General features: G+C 71.6%; 24 protein-coding genes, 1 tRNA gene and 1 pseudogene. 12 read left to right on the top strand and 14 right to left on the bottom strand.

Annotated elements, in window-relative coordinates:
• Positions 1 to 82: 82 nt before the first annotated feature.
• The gene (locus ACFYWJ_RS13215) at positions 83 to 715 is read right to left on the bottom strand and encodes a response regulator transcription factor (RefSeq protein WP_355282357.1); all 633 of its coding nucleotides are present in this window, start codon (positions 713 to 715) and stop codon (positions 83 to 85) included.
• A gap of 82 nt (positions 716 to 797) precedes the next feature.
• Between ACFYWJ_RS13215 and ACFYWJ_RS13210 the strand changes: the two genes are divergently transcribed.
• A complete protein-coding gene (locus tag ACFYWJ_RS13210; RefSeq protein WP_355282360.1) occupies positions 798 to 1,457 on the top strand; it encodes a hypothetical protein in 660 nt (219 codons plus the stop codon).
• Between the two features lie 3 nt (positions 1,458 to 1,460).
• Here the strand turns inward: ACFYWJ_RS13210 and ACFYWJ_RS13205 are convergent, their stop codons facing one another.
• Complete coding sequence (locus tag ACFYWJ_RS13205; RefSeq protein WP_355282362.1) at positions 1,461 to 2,630, bottom strand: sensor histidine kinase; 1,170 nt, start codon at positions 2,628 to 2,630, stop codon at positions 1,461 to 1,463.
• A gap of 217 nt (positions 2,631 to 2,847) precedes the next feature.
• On the opposite strand from ACFYWJ_RS13205, the gene ACFYWJ_RS13200 reads away from it, so the two are divergent.
• Positions 2,848 to 3,408, top strand: coding sequence for a heme-binding protein (locus tag ACFYWJ_RS13200; protein ID WP_355282365.1), 561 nt, complete (start codon positions 2,848 to 2,850; stop codon positions 3,406 to 3,408).
• 59 nt (positions 3,409 to 3,467) lie between these two features.
• Here the strand turns inward: ACFYWJ_RS13200 and ACFYWJ_RS13195 are convergent, their stop codons facing one another.
• Positions 3,468 to 4,421 (bottom strand): ATP-dependent DNA ligase, encoded by a 954-nt coding sequence (locus tag ACFYWJ_RS13195; protein WP_355284988.1) that lies wholly within the window; start codon positions 4,419 to 4,421, stop codon positions 3,468 to 3,470.
• A 782-nt stretch (positions 4,422 to 5,203) separates the two neighbouring features.
• Here ACFYWJ_RS13195 and ACFYWJ_RS13190 point away from each other — a divergent pair.
• The 4 genes from ACFYWJ_RS13190 (at position 5,204) to ACFYWJ_RS13175 (ending at position 7,678) form a co-directional block, all read left to right on the top strand.
• The gene (locus ACFYWJ_RS13190; protein WP_355284985.1) at positions 5,204 to 5,593 is read left to right on the top strand and encodes a hypothetical protein; all 390 of its coding nucleotides are present in this window, start codon (positions 5,204 to 5,206) and stop codon (positions 5,591 to 5,593) included.
• Positions 5,594 to 5,720: 127 nt separating this feature from the next.
• Positions 5,721 to 5,793, top strand: a tRNA-Glu gene (locus ACFYWJ_RS13185).
• A 116-nt stretch (positions 5,794 to 5,909) separates the two neighbouring features.
• Positions 5,910 to 6,515, top strand: coding sequence for a QsdR family transcriptional regulator (locus tag ACFYWJ_RS13180; protein ID WP_355284982.1), 606 nt, complete (start codon positions 5,910 to 5,912; stop codon positions 6,513 to 6,515).
• A 17-nt stretch (positions 6,516 to 6,532) separates the two neighbouring features.
• Complete coding sequence (locus tag ACFYWJ_RS13175; RefSeq protein WP_355284980.1) at positions 6,533 to 7,678, top strand: acyl-CoA dehydrogenase family protein; 1,146 nt, start codon at positions 6,533 to 6,535, stop codon at positions 7,676 to 7,678.
• Positions 7,679 to 7,759: 81 nt separating this feature from the next.
• Here ACFYWJ_RS13175 and ACFYWJ_RS13170 read toward each other — a convergent pair whose 3' ends face one another.
• The 7 genes from ACFYWJ_RS13170 to ACFYWJ_RS13140 all read right to left on the bottom strand — a co-directional run bounded on the left by ACFYWJ_RS13170 (position 7,760) and on the right by ACFYWJ_RS13140 (position 14,328).
• Positions 7,760 to 8,983 carry a cytochrome P450 gene (locus ACFYWJ_RS13170; RefSeq protein WP_355282886.1) on the bottom strand — a complete coding sequence of 408 codons (1,224 nt, stop codon included), beginning with the start codon at positions 8,981 to 8,983 and terminating at the stop codon, positions 7,760 to 7,762.
• Positions 8,980 to 10,239 (bottom strand): cytochrome P450, encoded by a 1,260-nt coding sequence (locus tag ACFYWJ_RS13165; RefSeq protein WP_355282888.1) that lies wholly within the window; start codon positions 10,237 to 10,239, stop codon positions 8,980 to 8,982. Before ACFYWJ_RS13165 ends, ACFYWJ_RS13170 begins: the two co-directional genes overlap by 4 nt.
• Entirely contained in the window at positions 10,239 to 10,850 is a 612-nt protein-coding gene (locus tag ACFYWJ_RS13160; RefSeq protein WP_387164747.1) for an ATP/GTP-binding protein, read from the bottom strand. Before ACFYWJ_RS13160 ends, ACFYWJ_RS13165 begins: the two co-directional genes overlap by 1 nt.
• Positions 10,831 to 11,175, bottom strand: coding sequence for a DUF742 domain-containing protein (locus tag ACFYWJ_RS13155; protein ID WP_355282891.1), 345 nt, complete (start codon positions 11,173 to 11,175; stop codon positions 10,831 to 10,833). Before ACFYWJ_RS13155 ends, ACFYWJ_RS13160 begins: the two co-directional genes overlap by 20 nt.
• Positions 11,172 to 11,582: a roadblock/LC7 domain-containing protein gene (locus ACFYWJ_RS13150; protein ID WP_218716994.1), complete on the bottom strand. Its 411-nt coding sequence runs from the start codon at positions 11,580 to 11,582 to the stop codon at positions 11,172 to 11,174. The genes ACFYWJ_RS13155 and ACFYWJ_RS13150 overlap by 4 nt, the downstream gene beginning before the upstream one ends.
• Positions 11,579 to 13,057 carry an ATP-binding protein gene (locus tag ACFYWJ_RS13145; RefSeq protein ID WP_387208188.1) on the bottom strand — a complete coding sequence of 493 codons (1,479 nt, stop codon included), beginning with the start codon at positions 13,055 to 13,057 and terminating at the stop codon, positions 11,579 to 11,581. The genes ACFYWJ_RS13150 and ACFYWJ_RS13145 overlap by 4 nt, the downstream gene beginning before the upstream one ends.
• A 272-nt stretch (positions 13,058 to 13,329) precedes the next feature.
• On the bottom strand, positions 13,330 to 14,328 hold the full coding sequence (locus ACFYWJ_RS13140; protein ID WP_355282897.1) for a saccharopine dehydrogenase NADP-binding domain-containing protein: 999 nt from the start codon (positions 14,326 to 14,328) through the stop codon (positions 13,330 to 13,332).
• Positions 14,329 to 14,444: 116 nt separating this feature from the next.
• Here ACFYWJ_RS13140 and ACFYWJ_RS13135 point away from each other — a divergent pair, with 116 nt between their 5' ends.
• A complete protein-coding gene (locus ACFYWJ_RS13135) occupies positions 14,445 to 15,359 on the top strand; it encodes an AraC family transcriptional regulator (protein ID WP_355282900.1) in 915 nt (304 codons plus the stop codon).
• A gap of 4 nt (positions 15,360 to 15,363) precedes the next feature.
• On the opposite strand, the gene ACFYWJ_RS13130 is transcribed toward ACFYWJ_RS13135, so the two are convergent.
• The gene (locus ACFYWJ_RS13130; protein ID WP_355282903.1) at positions 15,364 to 15,771 is read right to left on the bottom strand and encodes a RidA family protein; all 408 of its coding nucleotides are present in this window, start codon (positions 15,769 to 15,771) and stop codon (positions 15,364 to 15,366) included.
• On the opposite strand from ACFYWJ_RS13130, the gene ACFYWJ_RS13125 reads away from it, so the two are divergent.
• A complete protein-coding gene (locus ACFYWJ_RS13125) occupies positions 15,770 to 16,216 on the top strand; it encodes a TetR-like C-terminal domain-containing protein (protein WP_355282906.1) in 447 nt (148 codons plus the stop codon). The two genes, ACFYWJ_RS13130 and ACFYWJ_RS13125, sit on opposite strands and share 2 nt — an antisense overlap.
• Here ACFYWJ_RS13125 and bla read toward each other — a convergent pair.
• Entirely contained in the window at positions 16,200 to 17,063 is an 864-nt protein-coding gene (bla, locus tag ACFYWJ_RS13120) for a class A beta-lactamase (protein ID WP_387164761.1), read from the bottom strand. The two genes, ACFYWJ_RS13125 and bla, sit on opposite strands and share 17 nt — an antisense overlap.
• 210 nt (positions 17,064 to 17,273) lie before the next feature.
• Here bla and ACFYWJ_RS13115 point away from each other — a divergent pair, with 210 nt between their 5' ends.
• The 4 genes and pseudogenes from ACFYWJ_RS13115 (at position 17,274) to ACFYWJ_RS13100 (ending at position 23,246) form a co-directional block, all read left to right on the top strand.
• The gene (locus ACFYWJ_RS13115; protein WP_355282912.1) at positions 17,274 to 18,149 is read left to right on the top strand and encodes a LysR family transcriptional regulator; all 876 of its coding nucleotides are present in this window, start codon (positions 17,274 to 17,276) and stop codon (positions 18,147 to 18,149) included.
• Positions 18,146 to 19,033, top strand: coding sequence for a serine hydrolase (locus ACFYWJ_RS13110; RefSeq protein WP_355282915.1), 888 nt, complete (start codon positions 18,146 to 18,148; stop codon positions 19,031 to 19,033). Before ACFYWJ_RS13115 ends, ACFYWJ_RS13110 begins: the two co-directional genes overlap by 4 nt.
• Positions 19,034 to 19,109: 76 nt before the next feature.
• A pseudogene (locus ACFYWJ_RS13105) lies at positions 19,110 to 19,409 on the top strand (hypothetical protein); the annotation flags it as partial.
• Positions 19,410 to 20,120: 711 nt separating this feature from the next.
• Complete coding sequence (locus tag ACFYWJ_RS13100; RefSeq protein ID WP_355283108.1) at positions 20,121 to 23,246, top strand: arabinosyltransferase domain-containing protein; 3,126 nt, start codon at positions 20,121 to 20,123, stop codon at positions 23,244 to 23,246.
• Between the two features lie 64 nt (positions 23,247 to 23,310).
• On the opposite strand, the gene ACFYWJ_RS13095 is transcribed toward ACFYWJ_RS13100, so the two are convergent.
• Positions 23,311 to 24,396: an alpha/beta hydrolase-fold protein gene (locus tag ACFYWJ_RS13095; RefSeq protein ID WP_355283110.1), complete on the bottom strand. Its 1,086-nt coding sequence runs from the start codon at positions 24,394 to 24,396 to the stop codon at positions 23,311 to 23,313.
• Between the two features lie 243 nt (positions 24,397 to 24,639).
• Positions 24,640 to 26,298, bottom strand: coding sequence for a serine/threonine-protein kinase (locus ACFYWJ_RS13090; RefSeq protein WP_355283112.1), 1,659 nt, complete (start codon positions 26,296 to 26,298; stop codon positions 24,640 to 24,642).
• Positions 26,299 to 26,321: the final 23 nt, after the last annotated feature.

Here is a 26,321-nt window from a genome sequence, read left to right as displayed (position 1 = left end):
GGCTCCTCTCGCTCGGCCAAGCATAGCCATCGCCGCACCCTTCAGAGCCCGCGGCGGCCCCGGCGTTACAGCCGTCGGCGGTTCAGGCGAGCAGGCGCTTCTCCGTCGCCACCGCGACGGCCGCCGCCCTGGTGTCGACGCCGAGCTTGTCGTAGATGCGGCCCAGGTGCGTCTTCACCGTCGCCTCGCTGATGTGCAGCGCGCGGGCGATCTCGCGATTGCCGAGGCCCTGGGCGAGCTGGCCGAGGATGTCGCGCTCGCGCGCGGTGAGGGTGGGGCCGGGATTGCGCATCTTGGCCATCACCTTCGCCGCGACCGGCGCGGACAGCGCGGTCTGCCCGCTCGCGGCGGCGTGGATCGCGGCGAACAGCTCCTCGGGCCGTTCGGCTTTGAGCAGGTAGCCGGTGGCGCCCGCCTCGATCGCGCGGGTGATGTCGGCGTCGGTGTCGTAGGTGGTGAGGACCAGCACGTGCGGGGTCGGCGCCGGCTGCGCGGTGATCCGCCGGGTGGCTTCGACACCGTCCATGTCGCTGCCGAGTTGCAGGTCCATCAGCACCACGTCGGGGCGCAGGCTCGCCGCCAGCGCGACCGCGGCCGGGCCGTCGGCGGCCTCGCCGATGACCTCGATATCGGGCGCGCTCGACAGCAGCGCGTGCAGTCCGGCGCGGACGACGGCGTGATCGTCGCAGATCAACAGGCGGACGGCGGGTTTCACAAGTGCCGATGCTAGCGCGCACTCCGCACCGGAACATCGTTCCCCGTTGCGCACACCGTACGGCATCCGTACAGTGTTCGACATGACGAACATCGTGCGCACACCGTCGGCTCGGGCCACCTCGACCGGCCCGGTCGCGGCCTTCGCGCGGTTCGTCGCCTGCGGCGGCGGGCTGGGCCTGGCGTCGAGCGCGGCGGTGGCGCAGCTGGCCTGCGTGCTGCCCTGGGCCGTCGCGAACGCGGTGGTCACGATCGTCTCGACGCTGCTCGGCACGGTGCTGCACGCGCTGATCACCTTCGGCGGGCGCACGCTGCCGGGGTGGCGGGAGCACTGGCAGTCGGCGGGGTCGGCCGCGGCGGCCTACGCGGTGACGAGCGCGGCGATGTTCGCGCTGTTCGCCGTGCAGGCGGCGCCGGGGGTGCTCACCGAGCAGGTCGTGTACCTGTCGGCGTCGGGCCTCGCCGGGATCGGCCGGTTCCTGGTGCTGCGCATGGTCGTCTTCGCCGATCAGCGCCCGACCATGCGGATCAGCCGCGCGGCGACCCGCGAACCGATCGCGAACACCGGCGGCATACCGGCCGAGGTCACCCGCACCGAATGGCCTGGTGGACCGGCCGAGGTCACCGCTGCGGGGTCGGCTGGCGGCCCAGCGGGGACCCGGCACCGGATGCGCCCGAGCACGACCCGGCTGGTTCTCCCCGCGCCCCGACCGCACCGGCACTGGCTGCCCGCCGCCGCGTAGCTCTCAGCCCACGGCGAGCGGAATCGCGACCGAGAGCACGGTGCCGTCGCCGGGAGCCGATTCGATCGCGCAGGTCCCACCCAGCTGACGCACCCGCGCCCGGATCGCGGGCAGGCCGTGCCCGCGATGCTCGGCCGGATCGGCCCGCTCGTCGGGATCGAACCCGCGCCCGTCGTCGGCCACATCGAGGAGGATCTGGTCGTCGAGACTGGTGAGGGTGATGGTCGCGGTCGTCGCCGCGGCGTGTTCGCGCACATTGGCGAGCGCGCCCTGCGCCACCCGCAGCAGCGTCGCCTCCACCCGCTGCGGCAGCGGGCCAGGGGTGCCTTCCAGATGACAGCGCACCGTGAGGGTGTCGCCGGACTCGCGCGCGGCGAGCGCGGTGAGCGCGGCGGCGAGCGAACCGCCGGCGGCCAGGTCGGCGGGCGCCAGGTCGTGGACGAAGCGCCGAGCCTCGGCGAGGTCGCGGTCGGCGATCTCGGCGGCCGAGCGCAGGTGATCGCGCGCCAGCCCGGGATCGCTGTCCCACACCAGATCCGCCGCCTGCAACAGCATCCGCTGGCTCGACAGACCCTGCGCGAGGGTGTCGTGGATCTCCATGGCGAGCCGTTCCCGTTCGGCGAGGGTGCCCTCGCGGCGCTCGGTCTCGGCCAGCTCCTGCCGGGTGCGGACGAGGTCGTCGATGAGCGCCGCCTGGTGTTCGGTCTGGCGGCGCATGCCGACGAACAACACGGTGGTCACCGCCGCGACCGCGGGCGGCGCGAGCACCAGATTCGGATCCAGCCAGCCCGCGATCCGCACCTGACTGAACACCACCAGCGCGGTCAGCGCGCAGACCAGCGTCACCGCGACGCGCACCGACAGAATCCGTAAACCGGTGTACACCAAGGGAACCGCGCACCACGCGAAGCTCGGTGCCAGCACCACCAGCACCGCCCAGGTCGCGACGAGCGCCGCGAACCACATCACCCGATTCGAATGCCGCAGCTCGCTCATCGCGTAGAGCACCGCGAGCAGCAGCGCCAGCGCGACGACGAGCGGGGTCGAGCGGGTGTCGGCGTGCCGGATCAGCCAGCGCATGAGCGAGGCGGCCAGCAGCACGTAGAACGCGCTGTACACGATGACCGTGAGCAGCCGCGTATCGTCGTTCCGGTCGCCGAGTGTGCTCCGCATCGGTACCTCCCGTCCGCATCAGCTGGGCAAACTCCCCCATTCTCCCCCGCGGGACGCCGTGCCCGGGTCATCCGATCGGTTGACCCCGGTGTCGCCCGATCCGGCCGCGCAAGTGCAGCCGGTTCGCCGATCCGCGCGGGCCGCCCAGCGCACAGGATGGATATCAACAGGCCACGGCACCACCGCCGGACGGCCGAGAATCCGATCAGGAGCAGCCATGAGCACCAAGTTCAGCACCCGCAACCGCCTCATCGTCGCCGGCGCCTCGGCCGCCGTCGTCGCCGCTGGCGTGGTTGGCGTGGTGACGGTGCAGGCCCAGAACCCCGACGCCGCGACCCGCACCCCCGTCGTCGCCGACGCCGCCGACGCCAACCTGACCCAGAGCACCCACCTCTCGATCGCCGCCGCCACCAAGGCCGCGCAGACCGCGCTCGACGCAGCGGCCAAGGAGAACCAGCGGGTCAGCGTCGCGGTCGTCGACCGCAACGGCAATGTCATCGTCACCCTGCGCGGCGACGGCGCGGGCCCGCAGTCCTACGACGCCGCCCAGCAGAAGGCGTTCACCGCCGTCTCCTGGAACGCCCCCACCACCGAGCTGAGCAAGCGCCTCGAGTCCGCCCCGCACCTGGCCGACATCGACGGCACCCTGTTCCTCGGCGGCGGCGCGCCGGTGAAGGCCAACGGCGCCCCGATCGCCGGCATCGGCGTGGCCGGCGCCCCCAGCGGCGACCTGGACGAGAAGTTCGCCCAGGCCGGCGTCGCCGCGATCGGCAAGTAATCCCCTCGACCACCCGGCGGCCCGATGACCTCCCCAGGTCATCGGGCCGCCGCGTCGTTTCAGCCCTCCCGTCGAGCCTTGGCCCGGCGCTTGCCCTCGTGCATGGCCTGCACCCTGGCGATCGGGATGGTGTGCCCCTCGGCGATCAGGTCGGCCGGAAGTGCCTGTGGCGCTGGCATTTCCGTGGCCCACGGATCGGTGTCGCCGAGCAGGTTCGGCGCGCTGCGGAGGGTGAAGTCGGCGGGGACGACATCGTCGATATCGTTCCAGCGCAGGGGAAACGAGACCGGGACGCCGGGGCGGATGCGCGGGCTGTAGGCCGCGATGACGGTGGCGCCGCCCGCCCTGGTCGAATCGAGGAAGACCTTGCCGTGCCGGTCTTCCCGGATGAACGCGGTGGTGCCGACGGCCGGGTCGATGCGCTCGGCGCGGGCGGCGATCGCCCGGGTCGCGGCGGCCGCGTCCTCGATCGCGATGCCGGGCACGACCGGGACGAACACGTGTAAACCCTTGGCGCCGCTGGTTTTCACGGCGCCGTCGAGCCCGTCCGCGGTGAGCGCGGCCCGGATCAGGTGGGCGCCCGCCGCGGCGTCGCGGAAGGTCTGCCCCGGCGACGGGTCGAGGTCGAGCACCAGATGGGTCGGCCCGGCGCTGTGGTCCACCGGCAGCAGGGTGGGGTGGTACTCCACGGCCCGCTGATTGCCGAACCACAGGAGTGTCCGCTCGTCGTTGCCGAGGGCGTAGGTGACCTCCCGGTGCGAGCTCTCGGCCCACACCGTCACCCGCGGCACCCACTCCGGCGTGTACTTCGGCAGGTTCTTCTGCATGAACGGTTCCTGCCCCGGCCGCACCCGCACCACCGACAGCGGGCGGTCCCGCAGCACGCGCACCAGCCGCTCCCCGGCGAACTCCAGGTAGTCCACCAGGTCTCGCTTGGTCGCCTCGGCACCGTCGAACAACGGCTGGTCGAGGTTGGACATCTCGACCCCGCCCCGCACTTCCTTGCTGGCCATCGCCCCACCCTCCCCCGTCCCGCCGGGGTGGTCAACCAGCCGCGTCGCCGAGGATTCGCCCGGAAAGGGAACATCCACCGGAACAAGAGCCGATCAATTACTCGAATTGTCGACCGCGCACAATTATCGGCAAGCGAATCCTACACAGAAACAATCCGCGCATCGAACCCGTCTTTTCCCGCCCGGAAGGACCGAGTGTGATGCGCGACACAACAGTGTCGAAACCTCTGCCGATTCACCTTTCGTTCACCTGCATAGCGCGAATGGAAACGAAGGAAATCGACAAGGTTTCACAGCGGGGTGATTCTTATCCGGTCGCGGACTTTTCACGGCCGGACCGTCGATCGACAAGACTGGAGCACCACCAGCACGCATCAACGAACAGCGTCACACCGCCGAATCGTCCGGGATTCCCCAGGTCCACTCGCCTATCGGCGATCGACATCGCGCATGACCGGCACTCGAGACGGCCACAGAATCGGTGACACAGATCACACAGGAACTTCACAGACAGGCATCTCCAAGACCCCCCGAACGCCCCCGCGATAGGCCGAATACGCCGATTCGCGCGCGTGAACCGTGACCCCGGAACAAAACCCCGCTGTGACCCAAATCATTCGGCAATCCAGATCCCCAGGTCACCGAAAGGAATCCACCCCATTTATCGGAGCGCCGTTTCCGCATTGTTCAACATTGCGACTGCGACCGCCTCGTCCGGTCTGCTATCAATTAGCTCTCGCCGGCCGATTCGGGCGGGTGAGAGAAACTTCAGGAGATCAACTATGCGCACCCTGCGTATCCTCGGCGTCGCCGCTGTCGCGGCGGGAATCGTCCTGAGCGGCACCGGATTCGCGTCGGCCGCCGCCCCCGAGCCCATCGCCGACCCGCCCGTCTCGGGCTCGGCCGTCCTGGTCAAGGGCCTCGAGGCGCTGGGTTCCGGCTCGGCCACCGCTCCGAAGATCGTCGCCGACCCGCCCATCTCGGGCTCGGCCGTGCTGCTCAAGGGCCTCGAGGCGCTCACCTCGGGCTCGGCCCTGCCGTCCGCCTTCGGCCAGCTGGGCGTCGCCCCGCAGCCGATCGCCGACCCGCCGATCTCCGGCTCGGCCGTGCTGCTCAAGGGCCTCGAGGCCCTCGCGACCGGCTCCAGCGCCGCGCCGAAGCCCACCAGCTAGTCGCCGACCGTCCGGACAGGGCCCGCCCTGTCGGCCCGGCCGGGCAGCCGACCAGCCGTTTTGGTTGATTGCCCGGTCGTCGGCTATCGTATGTTCCGCGCGGTTCACCCCGGTGAATCGTAGTTCTGGCCCCGTCGTCTAGCGGCCTAGGACGCCGCCCTCTCAAGGCGGTAGCGCGGGTTCAAATCCCGTCGGGGCTACAGCGAACTCCCCGGTCATCGCGACCGGGGAGTTTTTTCATGCCCCGATCCGTGCAACAGATTGACAGACGTTGCACAGTCCATACACTGAGGGAGATGTTGCACCCGGAGGTGACGTGACCGAGCAGACCGCGCTGAGCAAGCGACTCGACGATCTCGCCGCCCGGCCCGACGCCCTCACCGCCTTCAAGGCGGCCAGATCCGGGTTCCTGGCGGGCCGCAGGCTGGAGATGAAGGAGCTCGCCGTCGAGCTCGGCGTCAACCGGGCCACCCTGTTCCGCTGGGTCGGCGGCCGCGACGAATTGCTCGCCGAGGTGATCTGGTCGGTGGCCGAACCCACGCTGCGCCGCGCCGCCACCGCCAATACCGCGCGGGGTGCCCGCCGGATCGCCCGCGTGCTGGGCGATTTCGCCGAAGCGGTCAACACCTCCGACGCCTTCCGCCAGTTCCTGCGCCGCGAACCCGAACGCGCGCTGCGCCTGCTCACCACCCGCGCCGGTTCCGTGCAGCGACGCTTCGTCGACGTCATCGCCGGCCTGCTCACCGAGGAGATCTCGGCCGGCACCCTCGATCCGCCGCTGCCGGTGCCGGAACTGGCGCTGCTGCTCGCGCGGATCACCGAGACCTTCATCTACGCCGACGTGATCAGCGGCGAGGAACCCGACGCGGCCAAGGTGGTCCAGGCGTCGCTGGTTCTGCTGGGCGTACGGCCCGAACAGTAGGAAGCGAAAGGAAAACCATGCAGCGCACCATCTACTCCGAGGACCACGAGGCGTTCCGCGCGTCCGTCGCCGAGTTCGTCAAGCGCTCGATCGAGCCCAACGCCGAGCGCTTCGCCGAGGAGCGCGCGATCGACCGCGCGACCTGGCTGACCGCCGGTGAACTCGGCTACCTCGGCCTCGGCGTGCCGGAGGAGTTCGGCGGCAGCGACGCGGGCGACTACCGGTTCGCCGCGGTCCTCGGCGAGGAGCTCGCCAAAGCCGGTGCGGCGCTGTCGTCCTCGTTCGGCATCCACTACGACGTGTGCGCGCCCTACCTGGTGGAACTGACCACCGACGAGCAGAAGCGGCGCTGGCTGCCCAAGTTCTGCACCGGCGAGATCGTCACCGCCATCGGCATGACCGAGCCCTCGGGCGGTTCGGACCTGGCCGCGCTCAAGACCACCGCGGTGCGCGACGGCGACGACTGGATCATCAACGGCTCGAAGACCTTCATCACCAACGGTTTCAACGCCGACCTGGTCATCGTCGCCGCCCGCACCAGCCCGGAGAAGAAGGCCAAGGGCATCACGCTGTTCGCGGTCGAGAACGGCATGGAGGGCTTCACCCGCGGCCGCAAGCTCGACAAGGTGGGCCAGCCCGAATCCGACACCGCCGAACTGTTCTTCGACAACGTCCGAGTGCCCGACGCCAACCGGATCGGCGAGGTCGACCGCGGCTTCATCGCCATGATGGAGCGGCTGCCGCAGGAGCGCATCGGCGCCGCGATCTCCAATATCGCCCACGCCGCGGCCATCCTGGACGAGACGCTGACCTACGCCAAGGAGCGCAAGGCGTTCGGGCAGCAGATCGGCAGCTTCCAGTACAACAAGTTCCTCTTCGCCGAGCTGGTCACCAAAGTCGAAGTGACGCAGGCGTTCGTCGACCAGGGCATCGCCGCGCACGCCGCGGGCACGCTGTCCGCGGTCGACGCCGCGAAGGCGAAGTGGTGGTCGGCGCAGGTGCAGAACGAGGTGCTCGACGCCTGCGTGCAGCTGCACGGCGGCTACGGCTACATGCGCGAGTACCGGGTCGCGCGGGCCTGGATGGACGCCAGGGTCACCAAGATCTGGGCGGGCTCCAACGAGATCATGAAGGAGCTCATCGGCCGCGATCTGGGCCTGTAGGGCGCCGAGAGGTAGAGCGTCGGGGGGGGGGGGGGGGGGGGGGGCGGGGCCCCCCCCCCCCCCCCCCCCCCGCGACGCCGGTCAGTTCAGGATGATCGGCAGCGCGGCCAGATCGTTCTGCGTGAGCACCGGCAGGTTGCCGAGTTCACTGTCGGGCACGGCCAGCCGCAGCTCGGGGAAGCGGGCGAACAGCGCGGGCAGCGCGATCGCGGCCTCCAGCCGGGACAGCGCGGCGCCGGGGCAGATGTGCGGGCCGTAGCCGAAGGCGAGGTGACGGTTCGCGGTCGGGCGGGTCACGTCGAACTCGTCGGCGGTCTCGCCGTGCACCGCGGTGTCGCGGCCGATGGCACGGTAGGACATCACCACGCCCTCGCCCTTGGCGATCACGGTGTCGCCGACGGTGATGTCCTCGGTGGCGAAGCGCATCAGCAGGTGCGAGACCGGCCCGTCCCAGCGCAGCGACTCCTCGATGACCTGCTTCCAGTCCACGTCGCCCGCCAGCACCTTCGCCAGCTGCTCGGGCTCGTTGAGCAGCGCGCGCACCGTGTTGACGATCAGGCTGACGGTGGTCTCGTGCCCGGCGGCGACGAGCGCCTTGATGTTGCCGATCGCCTCCTCCTCGGTGAGCGGCTCGCCGCCCTCCTCGTCGGCGACGACGAACGCCGAGGTCAGATCGTCGCCGGGGTTCGCGATCTTCTGGCGCACCTGGTCGGTGAAGTACACGTCGAGCTCGCCGATCACGCGCAGGCGCTCGTCCTGCGGGGTCATCACCGAGAAGAACTTCTTGTACCAGTCGAGCAGCTGCGCGTGGTCCTCGCGCGCGACGCCCATCAGGTCGCCGACCACCCGCATCGGCAGCGGGTAGGCGAAGACGGCCTTGAGGTCGACCGGCGTGCCGTCGGCGCCCGCCGCGGCGAGGTCGTCGAGCAGTTCGAGGGTGAGCCGCTCGATCACCGGCCGCAGTTCCTCGAGCCGGCGCGGCGCCAGCGCCTGCGCGGTCTTGAGCCGCAGCCTGCGGTGCTCGGCGCCGTCGACGTTGAACATCGACCGGTCGACATCCACCATGCCGATCAGCGGCCACTGGTTGGTCACCACGCCGTCGGTCCACAGCTTCCACGCGTGGATGTCCTTGACCAGGCGGGAGTCGGTGGTCAGCTGCCGGGCGACGGCGTGATCGGTGACGGTCCAGGCGGGCACACCGAGCAGGTCGATCCGGGTGAGCGGACCTTCGGCGCGCAGTCGGGCGGTCTCTCCGTTGAGGTCACCGACCATGGGATCGATGGCGAAAGGGCACTGGGAACTCACGACGAACCTCCGACGGGTCTGACTGGTGTGAAACGAACGGGCAGTGCGGTCATGCCCCGAAGGAAAGCCGAAGGCCGCCGGGTGAGTTGCTCGGCGGGCACGGCCAGGTCGACATCGGGGAGCCGGTCGAGCAGCACCTCGATCCCGGTCCTGGCGATGATCTCGGCGATCTGCTGCGCCGGGAAGGGGCAGCGGTATTCGCCGTAGCTGAACGCGAAGTGCGCGTTGTTGCCGGTCGGCACCGTGTCACCGTCGGTGAACGACTGGCGGATGTGCGGGTCGAGATTGGCCGCGGCCAAGCCGAGCAGCAGCATGTCGCCCGCCCGGATGGTCTGATCGGCCAGGCGGGTGTCGCGGGCGGCCCAGCGCCCGGCCAGGATCGAGGTCGGGCCCTCTTCCCAGAGCACCTCGTTCATGGCCTGGCCGACGCTGCGCCTGCCGCCACCGAGCGCGGCCGCGAACCGGTCGTCGACGAGCATCAGCCGCATGGAGCTGCCCAGCCAGTCGGCCGTGGTGAGGTGGCCCGCGGCGGTGATCGCCATCAGGTCGTTGATGTATTCCTCGTCGGTGAACGGTTGCGGGTCGGCCAGCATCAGCGACACCAGATCGCCTGCGGGCCTTGCCTTCTTGGCCGCGAGCAGCCGGGCCATGTGCTCACCGAAGCGGGCGTGCCCGGCCTGGGCGTCGGCGCCGCCGTCGGCGAGCAGCTTCATGGTGAGGGCCAGGTCGGCGGCGTCGCTGTCGGGCAGGCCGAGGATGCGGCCCAGCGCCAGCACCGGCAGCGGTTCGGCGAACTCGGCCACCAGGTCCGCGCTGCCGCGGCCGCAGAATCCGTCGACCAGGCGATCGGCGAGTTCCTCACAGGCCCGGCGCAATTCGAAGTGGTCGACGGCGTCGAGCGCGGGCTCCACCATCGCCAGATGCCTGCGGTGCTCGGCACCGGCGGTGAAGTAGATCGAGGGCATCGGCCTGCCGACCATCGGCAGCAGCGGCCAGTCCTCGGGGACCCGGCCCCACTGGTTCCACAGCGACACATCGCGCGGGAACAGCAGCGGATCGCTGGTCACCTGGTGCAGTTCGCGGTAGCCGATGACCAGCCACGCGGGGAACCCGCCGGGCAGCTCGACCGCGACCACCGGGCCGTGGTCGCGCCGCATCCTGCGGTAGACCTCGTGCGGCTCGATGTGGAATTCGGGACCGCTCAGCGGCACCGCGCCGGTGATCGGGCAGGCACCGGTGCCGGTGGGTGTGCTCATCAGACGGTCTCCCCCTGCGGGACAGCGGAATACAAGTGCTCGACCAGGGCGATCAGCACCTGTTTGCTCGATTCGCGCGAGCGCGCGTCACACATCACCAGCGGTACCGCGGGATCGAGGTCCAGCGCGTCGCGCACCGCCTGCGGCTGGTGCGAGCCACCGAAGTCGTTGCAGGCCACCACGAACGGGGTGCCCTGGTGTTCGAGCCGGTCGATCGCGTACCAGGAGTCCTCGATCCGGCGCTGATCGACCAGCACGATCGCGCCGAGCGCGCCGGTGAACAGCCGGTCCCACAGGAACCAGAACCGTTGCTGGCCCGGCGCGCCGAACAGGTACAGCACGTGCTCGGCGTCGAGGGTGATCCGGCCGAAGTCGAAGGCCACCGTGGTGGTCGACTTGCCGGGAACGCCGGTGGCGTCGTCGATCCCGACGCCGACGTCGGTCATCGTCGCCTCGGTGTCGAGCGGCCTGATCTCGCTCACCGAGCGCACCAGGGTCGTCTTGCCGACGCCGAATCCGCCGATGACGACGATCTTCAGCCCGTGCTTGGCCGTGCTGTGCAGCGGTGCCAGCGACCGCTCGGGCGCGGATTCAGAGCTTGCGAAGTCCAACGAGCACCTTCTCGAGGGTGGAGGCATCCAGCGACATCGCCGCCGAGAGCGGCGGCCGAACGGTGATCTTCCCCGCGTGCAGCAGGTCCCCCAGCAGGACCGTGGCGACGCCGACCGGCAACCGCAGTTCCGCCGCGATCTCCACGACCGCGGTCGGCGCCCGGCACATGTCCAGGATCGCGACCTGCTCGGAGGTCATCCCCGCCGACGGCGCCGATTCGCTGACCACCAGGGTCACCAGGTCGAAATCCTCGGTGGCCGGGGCCCGTCCGCCGGTGAGCGTGTAGAACCGGTCCGGATCCTCGTCGCGGACCGATCTGCTCAATTCGGCGCTCCGCGTCTGGGCTGGGCGGCCATATGCTCACCGAGCTGTTCGACCAGCTCGTGCATGGTGTGCCCGACCAGCCCCGCGTCGGCGTCCTCGGCGGCCACCACCGCTAAATGCGCGCCGCGTCCCGCCTCGACCACGAACAGGATGCCGCCGTAGAACTCGGTCATCGACTGGCGGACACCGCCACGCCCGTCACCGAACTCGACGGAAGCCCCGTGCGACAGGCTCTGGAACCCGGCGGCGATCGCGGCCAGCTGATCGGCGCGGTCGACGTCGAGTTCCGGTGTGTGGCAGATCTTCAGGCCGTCCCCGGACAGCAGCAGCGCGTGCCGGGTGCGTGGGGTGCGGGCGAGCAGTTTCTCGAGCAGCCAGCCGAGATTCGTCGGGGCGGTGGTGGTCATCGGTCCTCCATGGGGTCGGGAGCAGTGGCGGCGCTGCCTGGGTGGTGGCCGGACCGATCCGCCGCCCGACCGGGCGCGGACCGCTGGAACGCGCCGAGCGCGGCCGGCTTGGCCGGTGCGGTGTCGGCGACCGGCGAGCCGGTCAGGCCGTCGGGATGGACTTTGGCCAGGGTGTCGCCGCGGCGCCGCTTAGGCAGCGCGGGCGAGGTGGACACCGTGGGAGTCGGCGGCTCGGCCGGAATCCGGTGGGCGGGCTGCCCGACGGTCTCGGCCCAGCCCAGTTCGTCGGTGGTCCTGGCGTGCTGGGCCCGCGGGGTGGGAGCGTCGAACTGGCCGAGGGTGGTGAGCTGGGGTTCGGTGCGCCGCGGGGTGGGCGCGGCGAGCTGGGCGGCGGGGCGGCTGCGGCGTTCCGCGCGGGCGGTGAGCTCGCGCGGCACGACAACGACCACCGCCGTGCCGCCGATCGCCGACGGCCGATACGACACGGTGAGTTCGTGTTTGCGGGCCAGGTGGCCGACGACGGCCAGACCGAGCCGGGTGCCCGAGAGCGAGGCCAGGTCGGCGCCCTTGTGATCGCGCCCGCTCACCGCGGCCTCGGCCCGGCGCAGCGCCGAATCGCTCATCACCAGGCCGCTGTCCTCGATCGTGATCACCACGCCCGCGGGCACTTCCGCGGCGTAGACGTGCACCTCGGTGGTGGGCGGGGAGAAGTTGCAGGCGTTGTCGAGCAGTTCGGCCAGGGTGTGCATCACGCCCTCGGCGGCGTGCCCGGCGATGCCGACGTCGGCGACGGCGCGCAGCCGCACGCGCTGGTACCCGGCGACCCGGCCCATCGCGCCGCGCAGGATCGATTCCATCGCAATCGGTTTCGCCCAGCGGCGGCCGGTGCGAGCACCGCTGAGCACCGCGATGCTGTCGGCGAGCCGACCGGTCTGCGCGGTGCGGTGGTCGATGTGGAGCAGGTCGGTGAGCACGCGCGGGTCGGCGTGCCGGTGTTCCATCTCGCGCAGTTCGGCCAGCATCGAGGTGGTCATGGCCTGGATGCGGCCCGCGGCGCCGGCGAAGGCGGCCAGCGCGGCCGCGCCACGGCGGCCGTTCTCCTGTGCCTCCCAGGCGTAGTGGGTGGCGTGGTCCTCGGCGGTGGTGATCCGCTGGGTCGCCTCGGCGACGGCCGCGGCCAGCTGCTGTTCGGCCCGCTCGGCGGCGGCCGTTGCGGCGCGCGCCCGCGCGTGCTGACGCAGGGCGACGAACACCGCGGGGCAGGCGATCAGGGCGACGGCGAGCGACGCGGCGAGCACCGGAATCCCGATGGCGGTCGGCGTGAACACCGCGACCACGGCGCCGATCGCGGCCAGCACCACCCCGGCGCCGAGCACCACGTAACCGGCAGCCCCCGCGGTCGCCCCGCGGGCGGTGCCCTCCCCCGGCGACACAGTCGTCGACTGTGCCATCGGCCCGACTTCCGCAGTACTCACAGGCCCCCAACCACCAATCGGCACACCGAACGCGCAGCACGACAGCCCGTTTCGATAACGCAGGCGAGCATATCGAGCCCTCGCCCCGCCTGCCACCCGAGCGAGGAGGGTTCATCACGAGTTCGTCTGCGATTCGTTACCGAATCGGGATGTCCTCGATCCGTCGACCTGCGGAGATACCGGTTCCGGGCGGTGCCGACCGTGGCGACCGTCACGCGCGGGGCGTGACGGCCGAAACCCACTGAGACAGTTGCCCGGCCGGGCACCACCGGTCAGTCGAGGGTCCACGTCATGCCGAACGCGGCCAGCGCGTCGAGGAATTCGGCGGGCTCGAACAGTTCGGCGGGAGCCTGCGCGCCCGGCGTGCCCGCGCCGGCGGCGATCCGGGTGGCGACCTCGACCGCGAGCTGGGCGCTGTTGCGGTAGGCGTCGGGTCCGCTGCCGATGCCGCGCAGGGTGCGTCCCTCGTGGCGGACGTCGACGACCACCGAGTACGCGGCGGGCGCCGACGGCGTCTCCGGCGCGGCCGCCAGATCGGCCTCGGTGACGGTGCCGATGATCTCGAAGATCGACGTCGCCAGCACACCTTCGACCGAGCCCGCCTGCGTGTGCCGCGGGATCGTCACCACCGACGGCTGCGGGAACTTGCGCACGGCAATGGGTTCGGTGGTGCCGGGAACCAGGAAGGTGTCGCGACGAGGCTGGGGACCGGTGCGGAACTCGCCGTCCGACCAGGACAACCCACCACTGGTGAAGACGTCCAGGTTCTTCAGGACCGTGTGCATGCTGCCGCGCGACCCCTCCCCGCCCGGCAAGGCGACATGACTCAGCACGATCTCGTCGGCACCGCCGAGCCGCTGCGCCCCGAGGTGGGCGAGCAGATCACCGAAGATGCCCGCCTCGGTGGTGGCGGTGGCCAGGGTGACCCCCGCCGCGGCCGCGAGCGGACCGTACTCGGTGAACACCCGCTGGACGAAGAGCTGTTCGCCCGCGACGTCGACGTAGTGGGCACCCGCCGCGATGGCGGCGCGCAGCACCCCGGCCCCGTTGCCGGTGTAGTCGGGCAGGGTGCTGATCACGACGTCGATCCCGGTGAAGGCGTCGACCAGGGCGGTGTGATCGTCGGCGGCGGCCACCCGGGCCACCCCGCCGACCTCGGCGAGCCGCTCCGCGTCGCGGCCGACCACCACCGGGTCGATGCCACGCCCGCGCAGCTCGGCCACCGCGAATCGGCCGACGTGTCCGGTGGCTCCGTAGACGGCGATCTTCATGTCGTTCTCCTTGTTCATCGGGATGATGAACTCAGGTTATGCGCCGTGATCGAGACAGAAAATCATCCAGAATCTTTCGCAGATATCCCATCGTCTCGTGACGTAGGCTTTCCGACATGGACCTGCTCAGCGACGTTCTCGCCACCGCGCGGACCGGCACCCCCGCCTCCGGGATGTTCGTGCGGCACGGCACGTGGGGCAGGCGATATCCGCACATCGACGGCGCGGGCTTCCACGTCGTCCTCCAGGGGTCGTGCTGGCTGACCCGGCCCGGGGTGGAACCGCTCGCGCTCGGCGCGGGCGACGCGGTGTTCCTGCCGCGCGGCATCGCCCACGATCTGCTCGACCAGCTCGACAGTCCCATCACCGAAACCGCCGGACCGGGCGACATCCGGCTCATCGAGGGACCGGGCGCGCCCGCGACGCTGCTGTGCGGGTCGTATCACCTCGCCGTCGACCGCACCCATCCCCTGCTGACCGAGCTGCCCGAGGTGGTGCACGCCCCGGCCCGGCTGGGCACCCATCCGGCGCTGCGCGCCGCCGTCGAACTGCTCGCCGCCGAACTCACCGACGCCGGACCCGGCTCCGACGCGGCGATTCCCCCACTGCTGGATCTGCTGCTGCTCTATCTGCTGCGGGCTCATCTCGCCGAGGCCGCGACGTCCTCGGGCTGGGCTGCCGCGGTCGCCGACGCCGACATCTCCCGATCCCTGCGCGCCATCCACGACGACCCGGCGCACGGCTGGACCGTCGAATCCCTCGGCGCCACCGCGGGTCTGAGCCGCGCCGCCTTCGCCCGCCGGTTCGCCGAGCTCGTCGGCGAACCGCCGCTGACCTACCTCACCCGCTGGCGGATGCTCACCGCCGCCCGGCTCCTCCGCGACACCGATCATCCGCTGGCGACGGTGGCCCGGCGCAGCGGCTACGGCTCCGAATACGCCTTCGGCAAGGCGTTCAAGCGGGCGTTCGGCACCGCCCCCGGCCGTTATCGCGCGGCCGGGACGCCGGTGCTCGTCGCGGGCGCGAGCTGATCGGTCAGGCGAGGACGGCGGTGGCCTCGACCTCGACGAGCAGATCGGGCTCACCCAACGCCGCGACGCCGAGCAGGGTGATCGGCTTGACCGGGTCGACGCCTAGTTTCGCCGCGGCGCGGGCGACCCCCTCACCCAGCAGCGGGTACTTGTCCGGGCCCCAGTCCACGACATAGATGGTCAGCTTGGCGACATCGTCGAACGAGCCGCCGATCGCGGCCAGCGCGGTGCCGATATTGAGGTACGCCTGTTCGACCTGCGCCGCGAAATCGCCTGTACCGACCGGGTTTCCGTCGGCGTCGCGCGCCACCTGCCCGGCCAGGAAGACCAGCCGCGACCCGGTCGCGATCGAGAGCTGCCGATAGACCTCGGGCTTGGGCAGCCCGTCGGGATTCACCAGTTCCACTGCCATGTTCTCTCCCACCATCCGAGGGTCGACTGCCGACAACATAACGCCCGTCACCGACGATCCGGAGCGCGATCTGGCCGCTCTCGGCAGCGCGTACCTGGCCAACGCGCTCGCGAGTCCCGACCTCTACCGGGTGATGTTCGACGCCGGGTTCGCCCTCGAGGACGCCACGGCCGCCGACGCCACCCTGGACCGCCTGGTGACGGCGGCCGCCGCGGCCCGCGCCGCCGGCCGCTTCCACGCCGAGGTCGACCCGCTCGAACTGGCCACCCAGAGCTGGACTTTCGGCCACGGACTGGCCGGGCTCGTCGCCACCGGCCCGCTGCCACCGGCCACGCTGGACTCCGGAATCCCGGTCCTCACCGCGCTTTTCGTCGCGGCGGGCGATGAACCGGCGCGCTGCGCGGCATCGGTGGCGGCGGGCTGGCACGTCACTCCAGTTCGGTGACCGCCTGTTTGGCCGCCGCGGCGACCAGGGCGTTGGCGGGCTCGGCGTCCTGCTGCGGCTTGGTGGTGAGCACGGCGAGCACGAGCGGCGCGCGTCCCGGCGGCCACGCGACGGCGACATCGAGCGCGGACCCGTAGGCCGGGGTGCCGGTCTTGTCGCCGACGATCCAGTCCGTGGGCAACCCCGCCTTGATCCGCTTGGCGCCGGTGGTACTGGCCTTCAGCCAGGCGGCGAGCTGGGCGCGCTCGGGCTCGGCCAGCGCGGTCCCGACGACGAGGGCCCGATAGTCGGCCGCCAGCGCGGCGGCCGTGGTGGTGTCGCGTTCGTCGCCCGGGATCGCGGTGTTCAGCTCGGGTTCCCAGCGATCCAGGCGCGACACCGAGTCGCCGAGGGTGCGCAGGAAGGCGGTGAAACCTTCCGGGCCACCGAGTAACCGGAGCAGCAGGTTGCCCGCGGTGTTGTCGGACTGGGTGATCGCGGCAGCGCAGAGCGCGGCGACTGTCATGCCGGTGTCGATGTGCCGCTCGGTCTCCGGGGAGTTCACGACGATATCGGCGGCGGTGTACCGGATGACCTGGTCGAAGTAGCCGCTCGCGAGCGGGTGCGCCTGGAGCAGGGCGCCGCAGGCCAAGCCCTTGAAGGTCGAGGCCATCGGGAAACGCTCGTCGGCCCGGTACGCGACGGTGCGGCCGGTGCCGGTGTCGACCACCGACAAGCCGAGGCGCGCGCCGTATTCCGTCTCCAGCGCGGCGAACGAGAGCGCCACCGACGCGGTCGACGAGGTGGCGGGGGTGGTCGCCTCGGAGGCGTTCGAGCAGGCCGGGACGGCGACGGCGGCGAGCGCCAGCGCGGCGGCGGCGAGCCGCCAGCGGAGGGTGGTGGTCACGAAGGAAGTCACCACCGCACCCCATCACCGCCGCCGGTGCGCGAGCCAATACCCGACACGGCCGCCGCCGAGTCGGCATCGATATCGGCGCAGGTCGTTCCCGGCCGGATCGGGTGAACGGTCGAGCACCCGTGGCCGATCCGGGGTGGCCGTGTGCCGGGCGCTGGTTCAATGGCCGACATGGATCTGCTCCGTCACCTCCGGTTCTTCGTCGCGGTCGCGGACGAGGGCCACTTCGGGCGGGCGGCCGCCGCGCTGGAGATGACGCAGCCGCCGCTGTCGCAGGGTCTGCGCCGCCTCGAACAGCACCTCGACCTCGAGCTGATCCACCGCACCAGTCAGGGCGCGATGCTCACCGCCGCGGGCAGGCAGTTGCTCCCGCGGGCCCGGCTGCTCGTCGACGACGCCGATCGGCTGCTCGCGGAATCCGAACGGATCGCCCAGCGCAGCGGCACCGTGCGGTTCGCGGCCACGACCGCGTTGCCGGACCGGCTGGTCACCGCCTGTGTCACCGCGCTGCGGGTCGCGGGCGGCACCGTCTCGACCGCGCTCGGCACGACCGCCGACCTCGCCGCCGAGGTGCGGGCCGGGATCTGCGATGTCGCGGTGATCGAGCATCCGGCCCTGGTCGACGGGCTCGACGCCGGGCCGGTCGTGAAACTGCCACGCTGGCTGGTGGTTCCGGCCGAGCATCGCACCACCACCGCCGAACGGCCGACCTTCCCGATGCTCGCCGACCTGCACTTCGCGCATCCGGCCCGCGCCGCCAATCCGCCCGCCTTCGACACCGTGCTCGACCTGCTGCGTGAGCGCGGCCTCGACACCGCGACCCTCACCGCGGCCGACGACCGGGCGGTGCTTGCCGCCGTCGCCGCGGGCACGTGTTTCGGCCTCACGGCCACCCCGCCGACACCGACTCCGGGCGTGGTCTGGCTGACGCTCGCGCCGCAGTCGGTCGCCCTGCGGGTCCGGATCATCCGCCGTCCCGACGCGGGCGACCACGCCGACGCCCTGGACCGGGTGCTCTACCGCGAGCGCCTGCGATGAGCGTGACCGACCGGATCCGCGCCGTGTTCGCCGACGCCGGGTGCAGCGGGTGGCTGCACGCCCGGCGCTGCGACGGCTCCTCCGCCGAGCTGTCCGTTGGCGGCGGCGAGCGGGTGGTCATCGCGTCGGTGTACAAGCTGTTGCTGTTCGTGGCGTTCTGCCGCCGGGTCGACGACGGGCTGCTCGACCCGGCCGCGCGGATCACCGTCGACCCCGCCGACTGCACGCCCGGACCCACCGGCCTCGCGGCGCTGCACGATCCGGTCACCCTGAGCCGCCGCGACCTGGCCACCTCCATGATGACGGTGTCCGACAACGCCGCCGCCGACGTGCTGCTCGGCGAACTCGGCCTGGCCGCGGTCACCGATCTCCTCGACGCGCTCGGCCTCACCGAGACCCGCGTCGTCGGCGGCACCGCCGATCAGCACCGCAGCCTGGTGCGCGACACCGACACCCACACCACCGCCGAGGCCTTCGCCGCGCTCGCCGACAACGACGAGGCCTGGACCGTCTCGGCCTACGACCCCGCCTACACCAGCGCGACCACCCCCGAGGAGATGACCCGGTTCCTGTCCCTGCTCTGGCGCGGTGACGTGTTGTCCACGGCGAGTACCGAATTCGCGCGCGCCGTGATGAGCAGGCAGATCTGGCCACACCGGATCGCGGCCGCCTTCCCGCACCGCGGTGTGGTCGTCGCGGGCAAGACCGGCACCATCGGCGTCATCCGCAACGAGGTCGCGGTGGTGGAGTTCCCCGGCGAAACCCCGGTCGCGGTAGCGGTTTTCACCCGCGCCGCCCGCGCCGACCCGACCCTGCCCGTCGTCGACGCCGCCATCGGCGAAGCCGCCCGCCTGGCCGTCACCGAACTCCGCCGCCCGCACTGACCCACCCCGGCCCGGCCGGATATGGCTAGCATCGTCGGCTGTGGGTGGAGATTCTTCCGGTTTCGGCCGGGTGCGGATGGTCGGGATCGTGGCGGGGGTCGTCGGGGTGGCGCTGGCGGTGGCGGCTCCGCTGCTGCCGGTGCGACAGGAACACGCGAGCCTGGACTGGCCGCAGCCCCAGTCGATGCAGCTGAGCGCGCCGCTGGTGGACTACGTGCCGCTGTCGCTGGAGCTCAGCGTGCCGTGCACGGCATTGCGGGACCTGACCGGCGCGACGGTGCTGACGACGGTGCCGCCAGAGGCGCCGCGCGCCGGATCGAAGGGACTGGTCGCGCGGATCGAGGACCGACCGGAGACCGGGCGGACCCTGGCGGTCGTCCTCCGCGATCGCCTGCTGCTGAGCGCGTCGCTGGCGGAGATCGCCGGGACGCCCGGCGGTGCGCCCGCCACCGAATCCGAATCATCCGGCAGTCGACCGCCCGGCGGCGAACCCGCAGGCAGCACCCCACCTCCCGGCGCACCCGCGCCCGGTGCCACGCCGCCTTCCGGCACCCCCGCGCCCGGCACTGCCGCGCCTGGCGATGGTCGGCAGCCTCCGGGAACACCACCCGCCGGTGCCACGCCCCCACCCGGCGCAACGCCGCCAGGTCCCGCCGCGCCTCCGTCGAACGCTCCGGCCGGATCGGCTCCCACCGGCCCGACCGCGCCAGCCGGATCAGCACCCCCGGCCCCAGGCGGATCCGCCGGGACGGCCCCCGCACCCGAGGCGCCGCCGTCCGGCGCACCCGCTGGATCAGCGCCAGGTCCTGGCACACCGCCATCAGGCGCTCCGGCCGGATCAGGCCTCGCCGGTCCGGGCGCGCCTTCCGGTGCCTCTGCCGGGGCGACACCCGCGCCCGCCGCTCCGCCGTCCGGCACGCCCGCTGGATCAGCACCAGGCCCGGGCGCACCCTCGGGCGCTCCCGCCGGATCGGCTCCCGCCGGGCCCGGCGGGACGAACCAGCCGACCGGATCACCCGGCGCATCACCGTCCACGAGGGAGCAGGGTGGTGGAAACCCCGGGGGCGCAACGCAGAACGGGCATTCGGTGGGATGCGGTGCGCTGACTGTCGTCTCGACGGCGTCGGGGACGACCGCCGAGCTCACCGGGTTGACCAAGGCCGACGGGTCGCCGCTGCGGACCACCATCGATGGCGATGTGCGTCCGCAGTTGGTCGGGGTCTACACCGAGCTGGATCGGGGGCGGGCGGGGGACGCGCGCCTGCATGCCGAGATCGATGCGCGGTTCTCGTCGAGTCCGAGCGGGTGGAAGCTCGCGGCCATCCTCGGGGCGGTGCTGTGCACGCTCATCGCACTGATCTGCCTGCATCGCGGTGACATTCGCGACGGGCGGCGGGCGCGGCGCGTGCTGCCCGCGCGCTGGTGGCGCTGCACCGGTCTGGACGCGACGGTCGCGGGCACGCTGGTGGTCTGGCATGTGATCGGCGCGAACAGCTCCGACGACGGCTACATCCTGACCATGGCGCGCGCCTCCAGGGAGGCCGGGTACACCGCCAACTACTACCGGTGGTTCCAGGTCGCCGAGGCACCGTTCGGCTGGCCCTACGAGGTGCTCGCGCAGCTGACCCGGATCAGCGAAGCCGGGCTGTGGATGCGCCTGCCCGCGCTGCTGGCCGGCCTGGTGTGCTGGCTGGTGCTCAGCCGGGAAGTGCTGCCGCGCCTGGGTTCCCGCGTCGCCGCGAGCACCGCGGCCCGCTGGACCGCGGCCCTGGTGTTCCTGTCGCTGTGGCTGCCCTACAACAACGGCTTGCGCCCGGAACCGCTGATCGCGGTCGGCGCGCTGCTCACCTGGTGCTCGATGGAGCGAGCCATCGCCACCCGCAGGCTGCTGCCCGCCGCCGTCGCGGTGGCGATCGCGGCGTTCTCTCTCGCCGCGGGCCCGACCGGCCTCATCTGCCTGGCCGCCCTGCTGGCCGGTTCGCGGCCGGTGCTCCGCACGGTCATCGCGCGCGCCACCACGGATTCGGGCCCCGCGCTGCTGCGCTACGCCGCCGTGCTGGCGCCGATCGCCGCCGCCGGCGTCCTCGTGCTCGTCGTGGTCTTCGCCGACCAGACCCTCGCGACGGTGCTGGAAGCCACCCGCGTCCGCCAGCTGGTCGGCCCCGACATGTCCTGGTTCGAGGAGCGCACCCGCTGGGATTCCCTGCTGTCGGTGAACCCCGACGGTTCCCTGGCCCGGCGCTTCGGCGTACTGGCCATGCTGCTGTCCCTGGCCGTCGGCATCCTGGTGACCCTGCGTCGCGGCGGTCGCATCCCGTCGACCGCCCGCGGCCCGGTCACCCGCATTCTCGCGGTGACCTTCCTCGCACTGCTGCTTATGATGTTCACCCCCACCAAGTGGACCCACCACTTCGGCGTCTACGCCGGTCTCGCGGGTGCGCTGGCCGCGGTCGCCGCTGTCGCGCTGAGCCGCAGCGTCATTCGAGCGCCCTACCTCCGCACCCTGTTCGCGGCGGCGGTCCTGTTCCTGCTCGCGATCTGTTGCACCGGCTCCAACGGCTACTGGTACGTCTCCGGCTACGGCGTCCCGTGGCCGGACCGCGCCCCAACCCTCGCCGGCATCGAGGTCTCCACCCTCTTCCTCGCCGCCACCGCCCTGACCCTGCTGCTCGCCCTCTGGCAGTACTACCGCGCGACCCCCGAAACCACCTCGCCCAGCACAACATCCAACGTTGGCAGCCCGCAGCGCACAGCCGCAGGCACTCCCAGGGGCGCCGGACGATTCCGGTTGCCGGTGGTCGCGCCCCTCACGGTCGCCGCGGCGGCGATGGTGCTGTTCGACGTGGGATCGCTGGCCACCGCTGCCGTCGCGCAGTACCCCGCCTATTCGGTCGCGCTGTCGAACCTTCGGACGATGACCGGGAACTCCTGCGCGATGGCCGACGCCGTCCTGGTCGAAACCAACACGGCCGACTCACTGCTGACCCCCTACACCGGCACCGTCGCCGACGGCCTGGCCGCCGAGAACACCGGCTTCACCCCGAACGGCCTCGGCAGCCTCGCCCCCGACCCGGGCCCCGGCCAATCCTCGGCACCCCCATCAGGCTCCGGCCCCGCCCCCGGCGGCCCTGGTGGCGCAGGTCCGGGCGGCGGCTCGGGCCCAGGCGGCGGCGCAGGTCCAGGCGGCGGCGCAGGCCCCAGCGGATCGGCTCCCAACGGTCCCGGCAACACCACAGGCGGTTCGGGCTCCACCACCGGCGGACCCGGCCAGAGCACTCCTGGCGGTTCTACCCAGACAGGTCCCGGTGGTACAGGTGGATCAACGCCCGGCGGCACGGCACCTGGCGGTCCCGGCGGACCTATTTCCGGCGGACCCGGCTCCACCCCCGGCGTGAACGGCAGCACCGTCGCCCTCCCCTTCGGTCTCGTCCCCGAACGCACCCCGGTCCTGGGCAGCTACTCCACCGGCGCACCGCAACGCACCCAGCTGACCACCCAGTGGTACCGCCTGGATCTCGCTGCCGCTCAGCAGGATTCGGCGTACCGGGTGCTGATCCTCACCGTGGCGGGCCGGATCGAATCCGTGGCTCCCGACGGCAGTCCGCTGCCCGGGCAGCGACTGCGGGTCGAGTTCGCCCACGCGGCGAACGGAACCTTCACCCCCACCGGTGAACTCACCCCACCCACGGTCGGTGGCGCACCGGGCTGGCGGAACCTGCCGATCGACCTGGACGAGATCCCCGCCGGAACCACGGCGGTCCGGCTCGTCGCCGCGGCGGGCGAACCGGATCCGATGCAGTGGCTGGCGGTCACGCCCCCGCGCCTGCCGAAACTCTCGTCGCTGAACACCGTGGTCGGCACCGCGGATCCGGTGCTCGGGGATTTCCATGTGGGACTGGCCTTCCCGTGCCAGCGACCGTTCGACCACGAGGCCGGGGTCGCGGAGCTGCCGATCTGGCGGATCCAGCCGGACAAGCTCAACGCGCAGGTCTCCGAGACCTGGCAGGGCGATACCGGCGGCGGGCCGCTGGGCTGGACCGGTCTGCTCATGCGGTCGCGCACCATCCCCGCCTACCTCGCCGAGGACTGGACCAGGGACTGGGGCGAACTCCAGCGCCTCACCCGCCTGGTCGCCGCACCACCGGCGGAGATCACCGTCCGCGTCGGCGACACCTGGGGCTGGACGAACGAAAGCCCCATCAGGACACGCTGACCCGGCACAAATGAAACCGCCGTTGCCTCCATGGAGGCAACGGCGGTTTCGCGCAGGGAAGAGACTACTTCGGCGGCTCGCCCGCGGGCGGCTGGCCACCGGCGGGCGGCTGACCACCCGGCGCACCGGCCGGCGGTTCCCCACCGGCGGGCGGCGCGCCCGCGGGCAGCGGCTTGCCGATATTGCGCGCCATATCCGGCATCAACCGGATGGCGACCTGCTCCCAGGTGCCCCAGTTGTGGATGCCGATATCGGGGAAGTCGTAGCTGACGTTCGTGTAACCCAGTGCGGTGATCCGCTTTTCGAACGAGCGGGTGTTGGCCAACGCGATCGCCTCGAGCGGCATGCCCTGGGTGATCGCGTCGATCGAGGACAGGTCCTGATCGGCGGGCTTGGCACTGCCCGCGGAGATGTAGAGGCGGGTGTTGTTGGCGATCAGCTTCTCGGCGAACCCGTAGGGGTCCATCCGCTTCCACTTCTCACTGCCCGCGGGCGCCATCGCCTCGATGTTGTAGCCACCGCTGGCGATCATCGCCCCGGCCAGCGCCTCGCGCATGCCCGGCATCGACATGTGCAGATAGCCCGACAGCGATCCGGCGTAGACGAACTGCTCGGGGTGGTAGGCCGCCATCAGCAGGGCCGCGCTACCGCCGCTGGACAGCCCGACCACGCCGTTGCGGGTGTCGCTGAAACCCAGCCGGGACTTCAGCGCGTCCGGCAGGGTCTCGGTGATGAAGGTTTCCCACTGATAGGTGTTGGTCTTGCCCTGGGTGTCCTCCCAGCCGCCGATGGCCGATCCGGAGTCGGCGCTGGGCAGCAGGGAACCGTCGGGGTTGACGCCGTTGAAGCTGCTCGGCTGGTCCCAGTCGGCGTAGAAGCTGGACTGGCCGCCGACCGGCATCACGACATTGATGTTGAACTTGGCGATCTGGGCGGGGATGGCGGTGTGCTTCTCCCAGCCGTTCAGGTCGTCCTCGGCACGTTCACCGTCGAGCAGGTAGACCACCCGGTCGGTGTTGCCGTCGGCCGCCCGCACGATGCGGGTGTTGATGGTGCCCATCGAGGAATCGACCGGGAAATCGATCGCCGACGGATCGGCGTCGGCCGCCGCCGGCCCGACCGCGGCCACCGACGCGCCGAACGGCAGCATGGCGGCCACCGCGGCACCCGCCAGGAGTCTGCTCGTGCGGTGTCGGCGCCCCGGCGCCCCTCCCACAGTTACGCCACGCATGATCGTGTTCGGACCTTTCCGTTGTGCGGCCACGCCGCTCCCCACTCCACCCGGCCGCGGCGCGACAGCCTGCGGACGGATCCTGCCGGGCAGCATAGCGCGCCCCCGATCCGAGGGGCACATCGAAAACCGATGTGACGCAGTTCTCTTCGGCTCGCGCGCTTACCCGGTCGTGGCGATGCGGGAGATACAGAATCCGTCGGTGCCGTGGTCGAGCGTCAGATACGCCTCCTTCGCGGCACCATCGGCGCTGGTCACCGGCGCGCTGACGATGACGACCGAACCGGTCGAACCACGCACGGTGAGCGCCTTGTCGTCGAAGCGCCGCACCCCCGACAGCGCGGTGCCCGGCTGGGCGCCGGCGCACAGCAGCGGATAGTCGGGCTCGACGTCGGCCGGGTTCACCGGGTAGCCGACCACCCGGCTCAGGTAGCGCTCGACGGTATAGCGGGCCTGTTCGTCGGTGAGCCGCGTCGCCGCCCGGTCGCTGACGATCGGGCAGCCGTAGCCGGAGCGCAGCTCGCTGGGCCGCAGGCTCACCTTCAGCACGTCGTTCTGCCAGTACGGACCGAACTGGCCGAGGATGCCGGGGCGGCGCACCGCGTCGGTGATCTGGTTCACGTCGCCGTACATGCGCGGGATCTCGACGGGTGATTGGGTCCAGCACTTGCGGATCAGCGCGTCGGTATCGCCTGCCCGCACGTCGTCGAGCCAGGGGCGCAGCACCGTCGCCGCGGTCGGGCTGTCGGGGACCGCGCCGATCTGTGCCGCCGGTGTCGGGCCCGGCGCGTTCGAATCACCCGACGAGACACGGTCTTTGGCGGTGAGCACGGCGATCGCAGTCAGCCCGGCGACGGCGGCGGCCGCACCGACGCCGACCAGGATCGCCCGCGCCCGCGACCGCGGCTTGCCCGGCGGCGCGGGCAGTTCGGCCGACCGCGACACCAGCGTCTCCGCCGACAGCGGGGTGTCGGGCATGGTCCCGGCAAGCGCCGCCACCGCCGCGTCGGCGAGCTCGCCGCAGGAGGCGAACCGGTCGCGCGGATTCTTCGCCATGGCGCGCGCGATCACCGCGTCCATGGCGGGCGGCAGCGCCGGGTTGCCCGCCGACGGGCGCGGCGGCGCCTCGATCAGGTGCGCGCTGATCATCGCGGCCGGACTGTCGCGCTGGAACGGGACGAAGCCGGTGAGCAGCTCGTAGAGGGTGCCGCCGAGCGCGTACACATCGGTGCGGACGTCGAGCGGATCGCCTTCGAGCTGCTCGGGCGCCGCGTAGGCCAGGGTGCCGAGCACCGAGCCCGCCGAGGTGAGGCTGGTCGTCTCGCCCATGCTGCGGGCGATCCCGAAATCGGTGACCAGCACCTCGTCGGCACCGTCGTCGGCGCGGGCGATCAGCAGGTTGGCCGGTTTGATGTCGCGATGCAGCAGTCCCTGCCGATGCGCGTAGTCCAGGCCCTTGGCCGCCTCGACGACGATTCGCACCGCGCGCGCGGGCGTGAGGATCGCCAGGCCGTGGCGCAGCAGCTGGGCCGCGTCGAGTCCGTCGACGAACTGCATCGCGATCCACAACCGGTCGCCGTCGACGCCGCGATCGAAGATCTGCACCACATTCGGATGCCGCAGGCGCGCGGCCAGATCGGCTTCCCGCTCGAAGCGGGCACGGAAGGTCGGTTCCACCGCGAGCCGCGCGTCGAGCACCTTCAGCGCGTCGTGGCGCGGCAGCCGGGGATGTCGCGCCAGATAGACCGCGCCCATGCCCCCACCGCCGAGCCTGCGTTCGATGCGATACCCCGCGAGGCTCGCCCCCGGCCCGAACTCCATCACCCGGTCAGGCTATCGGCTGG

This window comes from Nocardia sp. NPDC003269, assembly GCF_042888005.1.
GTDB lineage: Bacteria > Actinomycetota > Actinomycetes > Mycobacteriales > Mycobacteriaceae > Nocardia.
Note: the sequence above shows the minus strand (reverse complement) of the source record. Positions and strands in the feature narration are given on the sequence as shown.

Excerpts from the sequence above, each read along its gene's own strand:
- ACFYWJ_RS13210 (WP_355282360.1), top strand. The coding sequence starts at position 798 with ATGACGAACATCGTGCGCACACCGTCGGCTCGGGCCACCTCGACCGGC.
- ACFYWJ_RS13205 (WP_355282362.1), bottom strand. The coding sequence starts at position 2,630 with ATGCGGAGCACACTCGGCGACCGGAACGACGATACGCGGCTGCTCACG.
- ACFYWJ_RS13200 (WP_355282365.1), top strand. The coding sequence starts at position 2,848 with ATGAGCACCAAGTTCAGCACCCGCAACCGCCTCATCGTCGCCGGCGCC.
- ACFYWJ_RS13195 (WP_355284988.1), bottom strand. The coding sequence starts at position 4,421 with ATGGCCAGCAAGGAAGTGCGGGGCGGGGTCGAGATGTCCAACCTCGAC.
- ACFYWJ_RS13190 (WP_355284985.1), top strand. The coding sequence starts at position 5,204 with ATGCGCACCCTGCGTATCCTCGGCGTCGCCGCTGTCGCGGCGGGAATC.
- ACFYWJ_RS13175 (WP_355284980.1), top strand. The coding sequence starts at position 6,533 with ATGCAGCGCACCATCTACTCCGAGGACCACGAGGCGTTCCGCGCGTCC.
- ACFYWJ_RS13165 (WP_355282888.1), bottom strand. The coding sequence starts at position 10,239 with ATGAGCACACCCACCGGCACCGGTGCCTGCCCGATCACCGGCGCGGTG.
- ACFYWJ_RS13150 (WP_218716994.1), bottom strand. The coding sequence starts at position 11,582 with ATGACCACCACCGCCCCGACGAATCTCGGCTGGCTGCTCGAGAAACTG.
- ACFYWJ_RS13140 (WP_355282897.1), bottom strand. The coding sequence starts at position 14,328 with ATGAAGATCGCCGTCTACGGAGCCACCGGACACGTCGGCCGATTCGCG.
- ACFYWJ_RS13135 (WP_355282900.1), top strand. The coding sequence starts at position 14,445 with ATGGACCTGCTCAGCGACGTTCTCGCCACCGCGCGGACCGGCACCCCC.
- ACFYWJ_RS13125 (WP_355282906.1), top strand. The coding sequence starts at position 15,770 with ATGTTCTCTCCCACCATCCGAGGGTCGACTGCCGACAACATAACGCCC.
- ACFYWJ_RS13130 (WP_355282903.1), bottom strand. The coding sequence starts at position 15,771 with ATGGCAGTGGAACTGGTGAATCCCGACGGGCTGCCCAAGCCCGAGGTC.
- ACFYWJ_RS13115 (WP_355282912.1), top strand. The coding sequence starts at position 17,274 with ATGGCCGACATGGATCTGCTCCGTCACCTCCGGTTCTTCGTCGCGGTC.
- ACFYWJ_RS13110 (WP_355282915.1), top strand. The coding sequence starts at position 18,146 with ATGAGCGTGACCGACCGGATCCGCGCCGTGTTCGCCGACGCCGGGTGC.
- ACFYWJ_RS13095 (WP_355283110.1), bottom strand. The coding sequence starts at position 24,396 with ATGCTGCCGTTCGGCGCGTCGGTGGCCGCGGTCGGGCCGGCGGCGGCC.
- ACFYWJ_RS13090 (WP_355283112.1), bottom strand. The coding sequence starts at position 26,298 with ATGGAGTTCGGGCCGGGGGCGAGCCTCGCGGGGTATCGCATCGAACGC.